Source organism: Clostridium pacaense, from assembly GCF_020709765.2.
In the GTDB taxonomy this organism is placed as follows: Bacteria; Bacillota; Clostridia; order Lachnospirales; family Lachnospiraceae; genus Enterocloster; species Enterocloster hominis.
Window position 1 is genome coordinate 251,257 of the sequence record NZ_JAJFEB020000001.1, and the last position, 13,464, is coordinate 264,720.

Genomic DNA, 13,464 nt, shown 5'->3' on the forward strand with positions numbered 1-13,464 from the left:
GTATTTAATGATTTAGATGTAATAATTCAGATTATTTAAAAGAGGGCTGCATTCCTGCAACCCTCTTTCCTCTTTTTCAGCCCTATCGCAACCATCCTTCATAACAGCATATAACAAAAAAGCAGAATCCTGCATCCCCACAGCCATCCGCCTTCACTCAAGCCAAATCATCCATGAACCATATGGAAACGGGATACAAAACCCCAATCCCAGCTGCCGCCAATACACAGCAAGGGAAGAGGGAGGCTGAGGGAGGGCGCAGACCGTCCTGTCCTGGTGACATTTGGAGCGGTTCGGCCGGACTAGGGGGCGGGATGCAAAAACAGAAGGCGGATTTGGAGCGCTCCACGCCCAAATCCGGCTGCCCATGGAGGGGCAGGCATCAAGCCTGCGCCGTAATTGACAGCGAACCTTCTGTTTTTGCATCCCGGCCCCTTAGAGCGTGTTTGAAAATTGCTTTCCGTCGGCTGTGCGTCCCACTTTGTGGGAGATTTGGTCCCGATGCTGGAGGCGTAGCGGGCTACGCTGACTGAATTGGGGCCAAATATACCGCGAAGTGGGGCGTGCTTTGTCCGAAGGGGGTACCTCTGGTGGATTCCTTCGGGCAGACGGCGGGAATGAATTTTCAAACGCGTTCCAGTCCGGCCCACCGCGGAAACCAGGAACCAGGGCAGGACGGTCTGCGCCCTCCCTCGGCCTCCCTCTTCCCTTGCGTCCCTCTCAAGACTACAGTTCCTCAACGTCCACAAACGTCTTCCCATCCCTCCAGATCCGTTCCAAATCATAGAACAGCCTGTCCTCCTTACAGAAGATATGGACAATCACATCCTTATAATCCATGAGGATCCAGTTTGCATTCTGATAGCCCTCAATCTGTTTGCACTCACAGCCCTCTTTTCCCAGGATTTCTTCCACGTTATCCGCCATGGCCTGAACCTGGTTGGGGTTGCTTCCATCGGCAATGATGAAGTAGTCAGCCAGGACCGATACGGACTGGATATCGATGATTTTAATATCCTCCCCCTTTTTATCGCTCAGGGCCTTGTATGCCAGTTTAACCATTTCCTTTGAGTTCATTGCTGTCTCCTTTCAGCCTCTTAAAATATTCATATGCTTCTACGGTCATAGGGTCGATGTTCCCGCCCTTTTTGTCCAGATATTCCAGGGTTCCGGACAGGATGGCGTACATGGTGTCATCCAGGTCCTCAAATGCCATCTTCCGTATAATTGGAAGATTCTCCGCCTTATAACGCCTTGGCTCGATATAGTCCGCAATATAAAGGATTTTATCCAGGGTGGTCATATCAGTTTTACCGGTTGTATGGCAGGCAATGGCGTCCAGGATTTCCCGGTCCATTATCTGATATTTATGTTCTGCCAGCCAGGCGCCGTACTTTGCGTGAAGGACCGGCAAGGCCTTCAGCTCATCCTCCGTCACTTCAATCCCGTGTTTCAGGCATTTCCTCAATATTACGTCATCGGAATAACGTTTCCCACAGTCATGCATCAAACCGGCCAGTTCCGCCTTATCCATATCATAACCATAGCGCATGGCCAGGTTCATACAGGTAAATGACACACTCAGTGAATGTTCATAGCGCATGGGGTCCAGTCTTGACTTGAGTTTTTTCCTCATCATCATGATCTGGCTGCATTGTGTCTCCATATAATCCTCCTTACGCATCCTCATACTGGCATTGCAGCACGTTATCGGTATACAATCCATGGGACCGGATGTATTCCTCCACAGGCTCCGGCACCAGACCGCTGATTGACAGCCCCTCCGCCACCGCGGACCTGATTTTCTCAGATGACACATCCATCTGCGGACAGTGGATTGGGTAAATAACAGCGCCGTACTTATGGGAAAGATAGGCAATCTGCTCCTCCATGGTCCTGTGCCGGGTCTTGTATGCCCTCCCGGCCACCAGAAGCACGGCCTGTCCCATCACCAGCTCCGGATGATACCAGTGTTCGATTTCGTACAGTGAATCCGCGCCTATTATAAAATAGAACTCATCCTCACCGCGCTCCTTTTTCAGGAGTGTAAGGGTCTGGGCCGTATAAGTATTGCCCTTCCGTTCCATTTCAAAATCCGAATACAGAAAACAGGGGATATCCGCGATTGCCAGCAGGACCATGTCCCGGCGCATCTTCCCCTCTGTAATCCTATGATCCTTTTTGTGGGGCGGTATCCCGGAAGGCATGAACCAGACATGTTCCAGTCCGAATTCCTCGTATGCCTTTTTCCCTAGTTCCAGATGACCGTTGTGTATGGGGTCAAATGTCCCGCCCAGAATTCCTATCCTTGCCATAGAAATCCCTCTCCCTTATTTTTCAGGCAGCACGATTTTACGTTTCGACTCTTCCTTTGCCGGACGGTAAAGTACAATCTTCCTGCCGATTACCTGCACAACCTGTGAATGGGTGCGCTCTGCCAATACCTCAGCAATGGACCTGCCATCGTCCAGACAGTTCTTAAGGACCGTGATTTTAATCAGTTCCCTGGCTTCCAGGGCTTCATCCACTGCCTGTGTGATTTCAGGCGTAAGGCTGGATTTGCCAATCTGGAACACAGGAACAATGTTCATGGCCAGGCCTTTGAGATAGGCTCTCTGCTTACTCGTCATATTAACTCCTTTTACTTATAATAATCAAACTCCAGTCCATATATACGGACCGTATCCCCTTCTTTGATGCCTGCCTCTTCCAGTTCCTTAAGGATTCCTGTATTCTTGAGGAATTTCTGGAAGAAATCAAAGCCTTTCTCGGAGTCCAGATTGGTGTATCCCAGCATCTTCTCGATTCTTGGCCCTTCCACCACATAAAGTCCTTCCTCTTCCTTGGAAACAGTATATGGAAGGTTCCGGTCACCCTGGTACTCAATCTCGAATTCTTTTTCAAACACAACCGGTGCATCGTCCACTGTCTTTAACAGGTCATTGATATGGTAAAGCAGTTCCTTTACCCCCTGTCTGCTGACAGCTGATATGGCAAATACCTTGATGCCCTTTGGCTCAAATTCAGCCCTCAGCGCATCCAGTATCTCATTGGAATCATCCTCTGAATACACGGCATCCATCTTGTTGGCGGCAATGACCTGGGGACGCTTTAACAGTTCCGGGTTATATGCCTCCAGCTCTTTGTTAATGGTACGTATATCCTCCAGCGGGTCACGGCCCTCCACGGAAGCGCCGTCCACCACATGGACCAGCACTTTAGTGCGCTCAATGTGTTTAAGGAAGGCATGTCCCAGGCCCACGCCTTCGGATGCCCCCTCGATAAGGCCCGGAATATCAGCCATGACAAAACCGGCGCCATCCCCCAGGTCTACCACGCCAAGATGGGGATTGAGGGTTGTAAAATGGTAATTCGCAATTTCAGGCTTTGCATTGCTCACAACGGACAGCAGTGTGGACTTTCCAACATTGGGAAATCCTACCAGTCCCACGTCCGCAATCACCTTAAGCTCTAACTGTACAAACAGTTCGGCTCCCGGCTGCCCCGGCTGGGCGTATTTGGGTACCTGCATGGTTGATGTTGCAAAATGCATGTTTCCAAGGCCGCCCTTGCCGCCCCGGAGGATTACCTCCCGCTGGTTATCCCCTGACATATCGGCAATGACCTTGCCGGATTCAAAATCCTTAATCACGGTACCTTCAGGCACCTTTACTATCAGGTCTTCTGCATCCGCTCCATGGCAGCGCTTCTTGCCGCCCTGTTCCCCGTCCCTGGCAATGTATTTGCGGACATGGCGGAAATCCACCAGTGTGTTCTTACCTTTGTCCACCTGGAAAATGACGTCTCCGCCCCGTCCTCCATCGCCTCCGTCAGGACCGCCGTTGGGGACGTAAAGCTCGCGCCTGAATGACACATGACCGTCTCCGCCCTTGCCGGATTTAATAAATATTTTTGCACTATCGGCAAACATACATAGCACCTCCTGTGGTGTTGTCCCCAACAGGATATTCCCGTTGAAGAAAAAAGAGCTCCATACGCCAAGTATGGAGCCCTTCGAAATTATTCGTTGATTGCCCTTGGATATACAGAAACCTGCTTCCTGTCTCTGCCCTTCCTCTCAAACTTAACAACTCCGTCTACTAAAGCAAATAAGGTATCATCATTACCTCTGCCTACGTTGTTGCCAGGATGGATATGGGTTCCGCGCTGTCTGTACAGGATGTTGCCTGCCAGTACGAACTGTCCGTCAGCCCTCTTGGCGCCAAGTCTCTGGGACTCAGAGTCTCTACCGTTCTTGGTAGAACCAACACCTTTCTTATGAGCGAATAATTGAAGGTTCATCTTTAACATGTGTTACACCTCCTTGCTTTTCCACGATGTATTTTATCGTGGACTTTCCTTATACTTGACATTAATATATGATTTCCCGTAATCCTTCTCAATATTCCGTAATCCCAGAACAAGAGAATTCATAAGGAGCTGTGACTCAGGACTTATATCTGAAGTGAAGCAAAATTCGAACTGTACGTCCTCCTGGCCTGCCCCGCCTTCAAATTCATCTTCCGTAAATGCCTCCACCGAGTTAAAAAAGTTCAGGGCTAATGCAGATACAGCAGCACAGATGATATCCTCACCTTCCTCTGCATAACCAGCATGTCCCTCCATCACGATTCCCCTGTAGATGACATTGCCTGAATCTGTGGAATCTTTTAATACGGTTGCTTTAATCATATCATTTACGATTAAGCATTGATCTTGTCAATCTTAACCTGGGTATAAAGCTGTCTGTGGCCGTTCTTCTTATGATAGCCAGTTTTCCTCTTATACTTGTAAACGATAACTTTCTTAGCCTTACCTTCCTTCTCAACTGTTGCTGTAACAGTTGCTCCGGATACGGTTGGGCATCCAATCTGCAGCTCGCCGTTGTTAACAACCAGCACCTGGTCAAATGTTACGGTCTCGCCTGCGCCTGCGCCCAGTCTCTCTACCTTAATGACATCGCCTTCTGCTACCTTGTACTGCTTTCCGCCTGTTGCTATAATCGCGTACATGAAAGGCACCTCCTATAATCATTACTCGCCAGCTTCGGTGTCCCTGCTTCCCTGTCCTCAGACAAATGGGCAGAATCTTAGAACCTCGCTGTGCGGCATACTTGATTATAATAGCATTTCCATCTGCTGATGTCAACAGGAATTTCCACTATTTTTCAGCTAATTTACTTTTTCTATTGCGCTGACATCCATCAGTTCTATATACTGTCCTTCTGCCACCGTTACCTCCACCGGCTGGAAGAAGGTCTGGTAATCGTCCATGTAATCATAGTAATAGCGCACGTCGTTATACAAGGCATAGTGGGCGCCGTCGGATGTAAGGGGCGTCAGACGGTAGGTCCCAGGCTCCATATCACGTCCTGCCTTATACATTCCTGTGGGTCCGGGGGTAATGCCTGCCTGGTCCGCCAGTACTGCGTACCCCTTTGACAGGATCAGATGCTGGCCATTATAAAGGGTAATCAGGCCGTGGTGCTGGAAACGGAAGGTTCCAATCTTTTTTTCATCTGAATCATTCTTATATAAAGTAAGGGTGCTGGAGGAAAATGCACGGTTCCCCGAAGTATCTTCCGTAAACACGGCATACTCACCAGGGGGCATGTCCCGTCCGATGACATAGCTCCCGCGCCCATATATCTCAGGCATGTCCTCCTGTCCGGCCACTGCTTCTGCCGCGGCCTGTCCTGCCGTCCCCGATTCTGCCTGGATCTGTCCGTCCGTGTCAAAATCTGCCTGAATCTGTCCGTCCGCACCCGGATCTGCCGCAGCCTGTCCATCCGGTAATCCCTCTTGTTCCCATCCTGACGCCGCCAGTCCTTCACCGGCAGCATCCTGCCCATTTCCCTGGCTCTGCGCTGCCACTGTCCCGCTGGCAATCACCGCTGCCAGCAGGGAAGCGCTTGCGGTGTATATCAATTTGTGAATCCCTTTTCGGATCCGTATTCCAGTTTTTCCTGTCAACTGCATCCCTCCTTAATCCATGGATAAAAAAAGCATACAATACCCGTCAGGATCAGTCAAGGAAGGCCGCTGATTTTTCACTTACATTTCACAATTACATGCAATCCTGTGATACCGCCAATCCCCACTGCATCAGCTGCGTTTCCAGGTTCCCGGCGACAGGAGCACCAGCATTGGGAACAGCTCCAGCCTTCCTGCCAGCATGTCGAATATGAGCACGGTCTTGCTCAGATAGGACATCATGGAATAGTTGGAAGCCGGACCAACCACGGACATCCCCGGCCCGATGTTGTTTAAATTGGCAGCCACCGCTGAAAAGGACGTCATGAAATCAAAATTGTCCAGGCTGATGATCAGCGTGGAAATTGCAAATATCATGAAATACACAATGATATAGGCATTGAGGGAACGCAGGGTGTTGTGTTCCAGGGGCTTTCCTTCATACTTCAGTACCTTGACACTGCGCGGATGGATGACGGATGCCATTTCTTTTTTGATTTCTTTAAATGCAATCATGATACGGGATACCTTCATACCCCCGCCCGTACTTCCGGCACAGGCGCCGACGAACATGATAAGCAGGAGTATGCTCTTGGAAAATTCCGGCCATACATTATAATCAATGGTGGAATATCCCGTGGTTGTGATGATGGATGAAACCTGGAAGGCCGCCTGGTGGAAGGCCATGAACAGGCTCGGGAAAAGGGATCGTATGTTAATGGTGATAAGGAGGATGGCAATCACGACAATGGCCAGATATCCCCTCAGCTCCTCACACCGGAACGCATCCTTTGGCTTACGTATCAGCATCAGATAGTACACGTTAAAGTTCACGCCAAACAGCAGCATGAACACGGTAATGACCCCCTGCTGGTACACGGTATAATCAGCCTGTCCTGAATTACGGCAGGCAAAGCCTCCTGTACCGGCCGCGCCAAAGCTCATGCAGATACTGTCAAACAGGGGCATTTTCCCTATCAGGAGCAAAATCATCATCACAATCGTCATGCAGAAATAAATAGTGTACAGAAGCTTGGCCGTAATCCTTATCTTTGGCACCAGCTTTCCCACAGAAGGCCCCGGGCTCTCCGCACGCATGATATGCATATTATAATCCCCTGCCATGGGAAGGATGGCAAGGATGAATACCAGGATCCCCATGCCGCCAATCCAGTGGGAAAAGCTTCTCCACATCAGGGATGCCTTGGATAAATCCTCAACCTTTGGGATGATACTGGATCCGGTGGTGGTAAAACCGGAGACAATCTCAAACATGGCATCAATGATATGCGGTATTTCCCCGCTGATGACAAAGGGCATACAGCCGAAAAAACTCAATACTATCCAGCCAAGGGATACGGTCACAAACCCTTCCCTTGCAAAGAACATTTTCGTCTTCGGTTTTTTCCTGGTACAGGCAATGCCTAACAGTCCGCATACAACCGCCACCCCAAGATAGATAAAACCGATGTTTTCCTTATAAACAGCAGCTGTCAGAACAGGCAGCATCATAAACAGGGCCTCAATGTTCATTATCCAGCCCAGCATATACATAATTATATTCCGATTCATTTCCAGCCCGCCTTTACTTCAGGATATCCTTTAAGTCGTTAAGCCCTGTGTGTGTGGTCACGATGATGACCGTATCCCCTACCTGGATTGTATCCTTGCCTCGGGGAGTGATGAATTTACCGTTCCGGTTGATGCATGCAACCAGAAGATTACTCTTAGTCCTCAGGTCCTCCAGCGGGATTCCCACAACCGGCGATGCCTCCCTCACCCTGAACTCCAGCGCCTCGGCCTTGTCCGCAACGATTTTGTATAAAGTCTCAATGTTGCTTCCCATGGAATTCTGCATGGCGCGCACATACTGAAGTATGATGTCCGCAGTCAGCATCTTGGGGTAAATCACACTTCCCAGGTTCAGGGAATTGATGACATTCTCAAAGGCAATCTTGTTTACTTTCGTGATCAGCTTGGCTTTTGACTGGCTGGCCGCATACAGGGAAAGCATGATGTTCTCCTCATCAAAACCGGTCAGGGATGCAAATGCCTCGGTCTGGCGGATGCCTTCCTCCAGAAGAAGCTGCTGGTCAGAGCCATCGCCGTGGATGATCATGGCCTCCGGAAGCAGTTCACTGAGAAGCCGGCACCGCTCCTCATCCTGCTCAATGATCTTAATCTTTATCTTGGCCCCGGTCAGCGCCTTTGCAAGGTAGACGGTCAGCCTTCCTCCGCCCACGAACATGGCGGTGTTAACCGTATTATTCTCAATCCCCGCCTTGTGGAAGAACTCAGCCGAATCAGAGTGGGGCGCAATGAATGAGATTTTATCCCCGCCCAGCATGACAAAGTTTCCATCCGGTATCACCACCTCATTGCCCCGCTCCACAGCACAGATCAGCACATTGCTTTTTAACCGGCTGACCACCTCCATCACCTTCATCCTGTCCAGGATGGAACCCTGGGGAATCTGGAATTTCAGCAGTTCAATCCTGCCTTTTGCAAAGGGCTCAATCTTGATTGCACTTGGAAAACGCAGCAGCCTGGCAATTTCCCTGGCAGCAGCCAGTTCCGGGTTAATGGCCAGGGACAGGTTTAACTCCTCACGTATATAATTGATCTCGGCTGAATATTCAGGGTTGCGGATACGGGCAATGGTGTGGCAGTTTCCTGCCTTCTTGGCAATCAGGCAGCACAGCATGTTCAGCTCATCTGAGTTGGTGGTTGCAATCAGAAGGTCTGCCTCTTTAATACCAGCCTCCATCTGTACCTGATACACGGCGCCATTTCCCGTGACACACATGACATCGATGCTGTCAGCCACTGCCTGCAGCGCTTCAGCATCCGAATCAATCAGCGTGATATCATGCTGCTCCCTGTTCAGCTGTTCAGCCAGGGTGGTTCCCACCTTGCCGCATCCAACAATTATAATTTTCATTTTCCTTCCCCTTTTGCTCCTTTGTGTGATATTTTATGTTCAGACCTGCTCATAAAGCGGCTTCCTCACTTTTTTCCTGGTCACCTCAACCAGGTTCAGCCTGGTCATATCCACCACCGTGGTCTTGACCGGGTCCTTTGAAACAACGTCCCCCAGATGGCGCATCAGCATTTCCCTGTCCTCTTCCCGCTCCATATCGATAAAATCAATGAGTATGATTCCCGAGAGGTTCCGGAGCCTGAGCTGGCGTCCAATTTCATCTGCGGCCTCCATATTAATCCTGCATATGGTGTCCTGCATCTTTTTTTTACCTGAGTATTTGCCTGTATTCACATCAATGACAACCATGGCTTCCGTAGGCTCAATCACAAGGTATCCACCGGATTTCAGCCACACATGCTTGTTAAGGGCGTGTTCAAGGGCTGAATCCAGGCTGTAAAGCTTGGACAGTGGAAGCAGTTTATCCTCATACAGGGTCAGCTTATCCGCGTCCTCTGCCTGGTATTTCTCCAGATAATCCTTTAGTTCTTCATAATAGGCAGGTATGTCCGTCACGATTCCATCCAGTGTGCCGCTGTAGGAGTCCCTGATAGCCGCGATATATCCCGGCAATGCCCTGTAGATGCAGCTGTAACAGGTACGGCAGGACGCTTCTTTTGACAGTTTCAGATACATATCCTTCAGCTGCCTGTATTCCTGCAAAAGCACCTCATCCGTTGCACCGGCCCCGTTGGTGCGCACAATAATGCCAAACCGGTCCCCATCTTCTGCCAGGGCCTCATTCAACATGCTCCTGACCCTTGCCTTATATTTATTGTCCCCTATCTTATTGGAAAAACCGACTCCCGTCTTCCCAGCGGTAAGTACACAGTACCTGCCGGTAAATGCAAGCTTTCCGGTCAGGACCGGCGCCTTTGTCTTTACCGCGTCCCGGCTTACCTGGACCACGATTTCATCCCCGGCTTTCAGCTTCCCTGTGGAGGGTGAGGCAAACAGATGCTCCTTGTTTTCATCCAGGCTGTAATAGCCTGTCCTGCCACCGCCTATGTCCACGAAGGCCGCATTGATATTGCCGACCACCTTCTGGACCTTGCCGATATATATGTTATTTAACAGGGAGGAGGAATCCTCCGGCTCCATCATAAGCTGGGTAATACGGCTGCCGGATACAGCAGCCGTACATACCCGGTCATTCAATTGTGTTACAATCAGCCTGTCCATTACAATATTTCCTGCCCCAACTGTTCCAGTGATACAAACTCATGGCTTCCCTTTTCCTTCTGCGCATCCATTGCCATGTCGGCATATACCTCTTCCCGCTGCACCAGATAAGCGAAATCCGGCCGTTCCAGGCCCAGATGGGTATAATATGCATCCAGCACCAAATCAGGCTTTATATTGGAGGAACTTCCGGTGGAGATTTTCATGAAAAGGGCTGGACGGTCCTTTTCATGCGGGGATGTTCCTTCCTCCTGGCCCCCTTCCTCCCACCGGTCAAGGTAAAGCTCATAGACCAGGGGTTTTATATCCAGCTCAGTCTGTCCCCTTTTGGTCTTCTTGGTGACAATCACCTGAGGCTGTCCATAGAAATCCACCAGACCCCTGAACCAGTCCTCTGCCGTCATTCCCTCCGGCTCATAGCCGGGGCGGAAGGCAACCCTGTAGTCAGCGGCCGCCACAATGGACATGGCGTTGCCCGCCGTATCCGGCAATTCCCGGTAACTGACAATCTCAAACCCTTCTGACATGACCTGATTCAGGCGGCAAACCATGGATTCAGAATCCTCTGTGCCCTGCACTTCTATGTCCACATACTCCCCGTTGCTGGTAATCCCCACGCCCAGGGGCGCTGCAAATGACATGACCTGATGGGGGCTGAACCCGCCGCTGTAACAGATATCCACCCCTGAACGGCGGATGGCCTTCTGGAAATACCGCATCACATCCAGATGGCCGATAAATTTCATTGTACCGTGTTTTTTAAATTTAATCCGAATTTTCATATATTATCCCTTTACCGTTTCATAACAGACACCGCTGCCAAATGATTTTGCCCCACAGCCGGAACACCGCTGCCTGCAGTTGGGCGTTACCTGTTCATTGACCGCGGCATTCCACTCACGTATCAGGAACTCCTTGGTCACTCCCGCATCAATGAAATCCCACGGGAATATTTCGTCCAGGCTACGCTGTCTGGTGGTATAGAAGCCGATGTCCACACCGCAGGTCTCAAATGCCTTCATCCATATATCATTGTTAAAATATTCTGACCAGGAATCATAGATGGCTCCTGTGCGGTATGCCTCTTCAATCACGGCGCCCACACGCCTGTCGCCTCTGGCCAGCACGCCCTCAAGGACAGTCAGCTCCGCTTCATGCCAGTTGTATTTAAGGCTCTTATAGTTCCTCATCTCCCGGAACTTGCCGCGGACTATGTTGGCGCGCTCAATAAACTCCTCCTTGGTGCACATCCTGGCCCACTGGAAGGGGGTAAAGGGCTTGGGAACAAAGAATGAGGAACTGGCCACAATCTGCACCTTGCCATTTCTCTGGTCCTTCGGTATCTCATAATACTCTTCTGCTATTTTCTCGGACAGCAGGGCAATCCCCTCCATGTCCTCCACGGTTTCCGTGGGAAGGCCCAGCATGAAATACAGCTTCACCCGGTTCCAGCCAGACTCAAAGGCATCCCTGGCCCCCTTGAGGATTACCTCCTCGGTCAGGCCTTTGTTGATGACATCCCTTAAACGCTGGGAACCAGCCTCAGGCGCAAAGGTCAGGCTGCTCTTCTTAATATCCTGCACCTTACTCATGACATCCAGTGAAAATGCGTCAATCCTCAGGGACGGCAGGGAGATATTGACTCCCTTCCCCTTAAACTCATCAATCAGGAAATTCACCAGTCCTTCTAACTGGCTGTAGTCACTGGAGCTTAAGGAACTCAGGGATATCTCCTCATGTCCGGTGTTCTTCAACATATCATAGGCATAGCGCTTCAGGTATTCCAGGCTGTGCTCCCTCAGGGGCCTGTACACATCCCCGGCCTGGCAGAACCTGCAGCCCCGGATACAGCCGCGCTGTATCTCCAGCACCACCCTGTCCTGTGTCACCTTAATAAAAGGCACCAGCGGCTTTTCTATATAGCCCACATCATCCATATTGCTTACGACCTGTTTTGTCACCACCGGCGTGGCATGGCTGTTATTGGGCAGGAAGCTCTCAATGGTCCCGTCTTCCTTATAAACGACATCATAAAATGCCGGCACATAGATACCGGGTATCCCTGCTGCCAGCTCCAGGAAACCGCGTCTGGTCCCGCCTTTTTTCTTATTTTCCTTGTAACGGTCCATAAGCTCAAAATATACGGTTTCACCTTCCCCGATATAGAATATATCAAAAAATCCTGCTAACGGCTCCGGATTGTAGGCGCATGGCCCTCCGCCTATTACGATGGGATGCTCCTCCGTCCTGTCACATGCGTGAAGGGGAATCTGGGACAGATCCAGTATCTGGAGCACATTGGTATAACACATCTCATACTGCAGGGTAATTCCCAGGAAATCAAAATCCTTCACCGGGTCCTGGGTCTCCAGGGTAAACAGCGGAATCTTCTTCTCCCTGAGTATGGGGTCTAAATCCATCCATGGGGAATACACACGCTCGCAGTATATGTCATCCCGCTGGTTGAACATGGAGTATAGGATCTGGATGCCCAGATGGGACATGCCGATTTCGTAAACATCGGGGAAACACATGGCAAAGCGGATATCCACTTTTTTGGGGTCCTTATTCACCATGTTCACCTCACCGCCGATATAGCGGGCAGGCTGCTGAATGCTCAGTAACACTTCATCATTTAATGCTAGTTTTCTCATGATTTTTCCTTATTTATTGTGCTTTTACACAGTATTTTTGATTTATAGTAAAGGCCGGTATGAATTGAAAAGAAGCCGGACCTGTGTCCTGAACTGCTCTTCTTTGCTCCTTTTTTCACCCCTTTTTCTAAAAATCAGGCTTTTTTAATACAACGATTTTTAATCCCAGCTACATGACACGGGACGAAACAATCTGCCACAATGCATAATTATAATTCATTTCACGGTATTAAGCAACACTATTCGGCAGAACATGATTCGGATGATACAGTAAAAATGCACAAATAATTACCTGCAATCCTTCTGTCTGAAGAATCCCATCAATGAAACGGTCATACTCCGGAACACCGTGGCTGATGACCTGGTTCCCCCTCAGGATAAAGAGTATTCCAAATACCGAATATGATAAGTATATCATATTCCACCAAAATACTCCATATATCAGTACGCAGCCATCCCCTGTTTTATAACACGGAAGGTCCCCTTCTCCTTGTGGGCCTGGCGGATGGACCCATGGGCGGTTGAACCAGCTGCTTGGTCATCCAGACAAAGAGGTGCTGCATAGCTGGCTTATTCTGGCTACACAACACCTCCTGTATTGTATTTTTAGGTAAAGAAACCCCATCCACGACAGTATCCGATATACGGCATAATTATGGGGCACTTTTATAAACTA

Annotated in this window: 16 protein-coding genes and 1 pseudogene; 1 reads left to right on the top strand and 16 read right to left on the bottom strand. The window is 49.8% G+C overall.

The genetic code is table 11. The features are described from left to right. Window positions 1–12: 12 nt before the first annotated feature. Complete coding sequence (locus LK536_RS30830; RefSeq protein ID WP_506092016.1) at window positions 13–147, bottom strand: hypothetical protein; 135 nt, start codon at window positions 145–147, stop codon at window positions 13–15. 167 nt (window positions 148–314) lie between these two features. Here LK536_RS30830 and LK536_RS30835 point away from each other — a divergent pair, with 167 nt between their 5' ends. Then, window positions 315–533 (top strand): DUF6783 domain-containing protein, encoded by a 219-nt coding sequence (locus LK536_RS30835; protein WP_329602186.1) that lies wholly within the window; start codon window positions 315–317, stop codon window positions 531–533. Here LK536_RS30835 and LK536_RS30840 read toward each other — a convergent pair. The 15 genes and pseudogenes from LK536_RS30840 to LK536_RS30910 form a co-directional block, all read right to left on the bottom strand. Next, window positions 492–785 (bottom strand): annotated as a pseudogene (locus LK536_RS30840) (DUF6783 domain-containing protein); the annotation flags it as partial. The gene LK536_RS30835 and the pseudogene LK536_RS30840 sit on opposite strands and share 42 nt — an antisense overlap. Further along, window positions 727–1,077: a ribosome silencing factor gene (rsfS, locus tag LK536_RS30845; protein ID WP_008725630.1), complete on the bottom strand. Its 351-nt coding sequence runs from the start codon at window positions 1,075–1,077 to the stop codon at window positions 727–729. The pseudogene LK536_RS30840 and the gene rsfS, both read right to left, overlap by 59 nt. Next, window positions 1,055–1,690 carry a bis(5'-nucleosyl)-tetraphosphatase (symmetrical) YqeK gene (gene yqeK, locus LK536_RS30850; RefSeq protein WP_506092017.1) on the bottom strand — a complete coding sequence of 212 codons (636 nt, stop codon included), beginning with the start codon at window positions 1,688–1,690 and terminating at the stop codon, window positions 1,055–1,057. Before yqeK ends, rsfS begins: the two co-directional genes overlap by 23 nt. Further along, a complete protein-coding gene (gene nadD / locus LK536_RS30855; protein WP_227794892.1) occupies window positions 1,677–2,315 on the bottom strand; it encodes a nicotinate-nucleotide adenylyltransferase in 639 nt (212 codons plus the stop codon). Before nadD ends, yqeK begins: the two co-directional genes overlap by 14 nt. Window positions 2,316–2,330: 15 nt before the next feature. Then, window positions 2,331–2,630, bottom strand: a complete 300-nt coding sequence (yhbY, locus tag LK536_RS30860; RefSeq protein ID WP_008725624.1) for a ribosome assembly RNA-binding protein YhbY — start codon at window positions 2,628–2,630, stop codon at window positions 2,331–2,333. An 11-nt stretch (window positions 2,631–2,641) separates the two neighbouring features. Further along, window positions 2,642–3,931 carry a GTPase ObgE gene (gene obgE / locus LK536_RS30865; protein WP_025487358.1) on the bottom strand — a complete coding sequence of 430 codons (1,290 nt, stop codon included), beginning with the start codon at window positions 3,929–3,931 and terminating at the stop codon, window positions 2,642–2,644. A gap of 89 nt (window positions 3,932–4,020) precedes the next feature. Continuing rightward, entirely contained in the window at window positions 4,021–4,311 is a 291-nt protein-coding gene (gene rpmA, locus LK536_RS30870) for a 50S ribosomal protein L27 (protein WP_008725620.1), read from the bottom strand. A gap of 33 nt (window positions 4,312–4,344) precedes the next feature. Beyond that, window positions 4,345–4,692 carry a ribosomal-processing cysteine protease Prp gene (locus tag LK536_RS30875; RefSeq protein ID WP_008725619.1) on the bottom strand — a complete coding sequence of 116 codons (348 nt, stop codon included), beginning with the start codon at window positions 4,690–4,692 and terminating at the stop codon, window positions 4,345–4,347. Window positions 4,693–4,703: 11 nt separating this feature from the next. Next, window positions 4,704–5,012 carry a 50S ribosomal protein L21 gene (rplU, locus tag LK536_RS30880; RefSeq protein WP_007864499.1) on the bottom strand — a complete coding sequence of 103 codons (309 nt, stop codon included), beginning with the start codon at window positions 5,010–5,012 and terminating at the stop codon, window positions 4,704–4,706. 159 nt (window positions 5,013–5,171) lie between these two features. Then, window positions 5,172–5,972 (bottom strand): hypothetical protein, encoded by an 801-nt coding sequence (locus tag LK536_RS30885; protein ID WP_227794893.1) that lies wholly within the window; start codon window positions 5,970–5,972, stop codon window positions 5,172–5,174. 132 nt (window positions 5,973–6,104) lie between these two features. Beyond that, window positions 6,105–7,544, bottom strand: coding sequence for a TrkH family potassium uptake protein (locus LK536_RS30890; protein ID WP_227794894.1), 1,440 nt, complete (start codon window positions 7,542–7,544; stop codon window positions 6,105–6,107). Window positions 7,545–7,557: 13 nt separating this feature from the next. Further along, the gene (trkA, locus tag LK536_RS30895; protein WP_008725611.1) at window positions 7,558–8,913 is read right to left on the bottom strand and encodes a Trk system potassium transporter TrkA; all 1,356 of its coding nucleotides are present in this window, start codon (window positions 8,911–8,913) and stop codon (window positions 7,558–7,560) included. Between the two features lie 39 nt (window positions 8,914–8,952). Further along, a complete protein-coding gene (locus tag LK536_RS30900; RefSeq protein WP_227794895.1) occupies window positions 8,953–10,134 on the bottom strand; it encodes a ribonuclease E/G in 1,182 nt (393 codons plus the stop codon). Then, window positions 10,134–10,916 carry a TIGR03936 family radical SAM-associated protein gene (locus LK536_RS30905; protein WP_227794896.1) on the bottom strand — a complete coding sequence of 261 codons (783 nt, stop codon included), beginning with the start codon at window positions 10,914–10,916 and terminating at the stop codon, window positions 10,134–10,136. The genes LK536_RS30900 and LK536_RS30905 overlap by 1 nt, the downstream gene beginning before the upstream one ends. Window positions 10,917–10,919: 3 nt before the next feature. Then, entirely contained in the window at window positions 10,920–12,788 is a 1,869-nt protein-coding gene (locus LK536_RS30910; protein WP_227794897.1) for a TIGR03960 family B12-binding radical SAM protein, read from the bottom strand. Between the last annotated feature and the right edge of the window lie 676 nt (window positions 12,789–13,464).

Bases quoted from the DNA above. Each gene is read 5' to 3' on its own strand.
- LK536_RS30830 (WP_506092016.1), bottom strand. From the start codon at position 147: ATGGCTGTGGGGATGCAGGATTCTGCTTTTTTGTTATATGCTGTTATG.
- LK536_RS30835 (WP_329602186.1), top strand. From the start codon at position 315: ATGCAAAAACAGAAGGCGGATTTGGAGCGCTCCACGCCCAAATCCGGC.
- rsfS (WP_008725630.1), bottom strand. From the start codon at position 1,077: ATGAACTCAAAGGAAATGGTTAAACTGGCATACAAGGCCCTGAGCGAT.
- yqeK (WP_506092017.1), bottom strand. From the start codon at position 1,690: ATGAGGATGCGTAAGGAGGATTATATGGAGACACAATGCAGCCAGATC.
- nadD (WP_227794892.1), bottom strand. From the start codon at position 2,315: ATGGCAAGGATAGGAATTCTGGGCGGGACATTTGACCCCATACACAAC.
- yhbY (WP_008725624.1), bottom strand. From the start codon at position 2,630: ATGACGAGTAAGCAGAGAGCCTATCTCAAAGGCCTGGCCATGAACATT.
- obgE (WP_025487358.1), bottom strand. From the start codon at position 3,931: ATGTTTGCCGATAGTGCAAAAATATTTATTAAATCCGGCAAGGGCGGA.
- rpmA (WP_008725620.1), bottom strand. From the start codon at position 4,311: ATGTTAAAGATGAACCTTCAATTATTCGCTCATAAGAAAGGTGTTGGT.
- LK536_RS30875 (WP_008725619.1), bottom strand. From the start codon at position 4,692: ATGATTAAAGCAACCGTATTAAAAGATTCCACAGATTCAGGCAATGTC.
- rplU (WP_007864499.1), bottom strand. From the start codon at position 5,012: ATGTACGCGATTATAGCAACAGGCGGAAAGCAGTACAAGGTAGCAGAA.
- LK536_RS30890 (WP_227794894.1), bottom strand. From the start codon at position 7,544: ATGAATCGGAATATAATTATGTATATGCTGGGCTGGATAATGAACATT.
- trkA (WP_008725611.1), bottom strand. From the start codon at position 8,913: ATGAAAATTATAATTGTTGGATGCGGCAAGGTGGGAACCACCCTGGCT.
- LK536_RS30900 (WP_227794895.1), bottom strand. From the start codon at position 10,134: ATGGACAGGCTGATTGTAACACAATTGAATGACCGGGTATGTACGGCT.
- LK536_RS30905 (WP_227794896.1), bottom strand. From the start codon at position 10,916: ATGAAAATTCGGATTAAATTTAAAAAACACGGTACAATGAAATTTATC.
- LK536_RS30910 (WP_227794897.1), bottom strand. From the start codon at position 12,788: ATGAGAAAACTAGCATTAAATGATGAAGTGTTACTGAGCATTCAGCAG.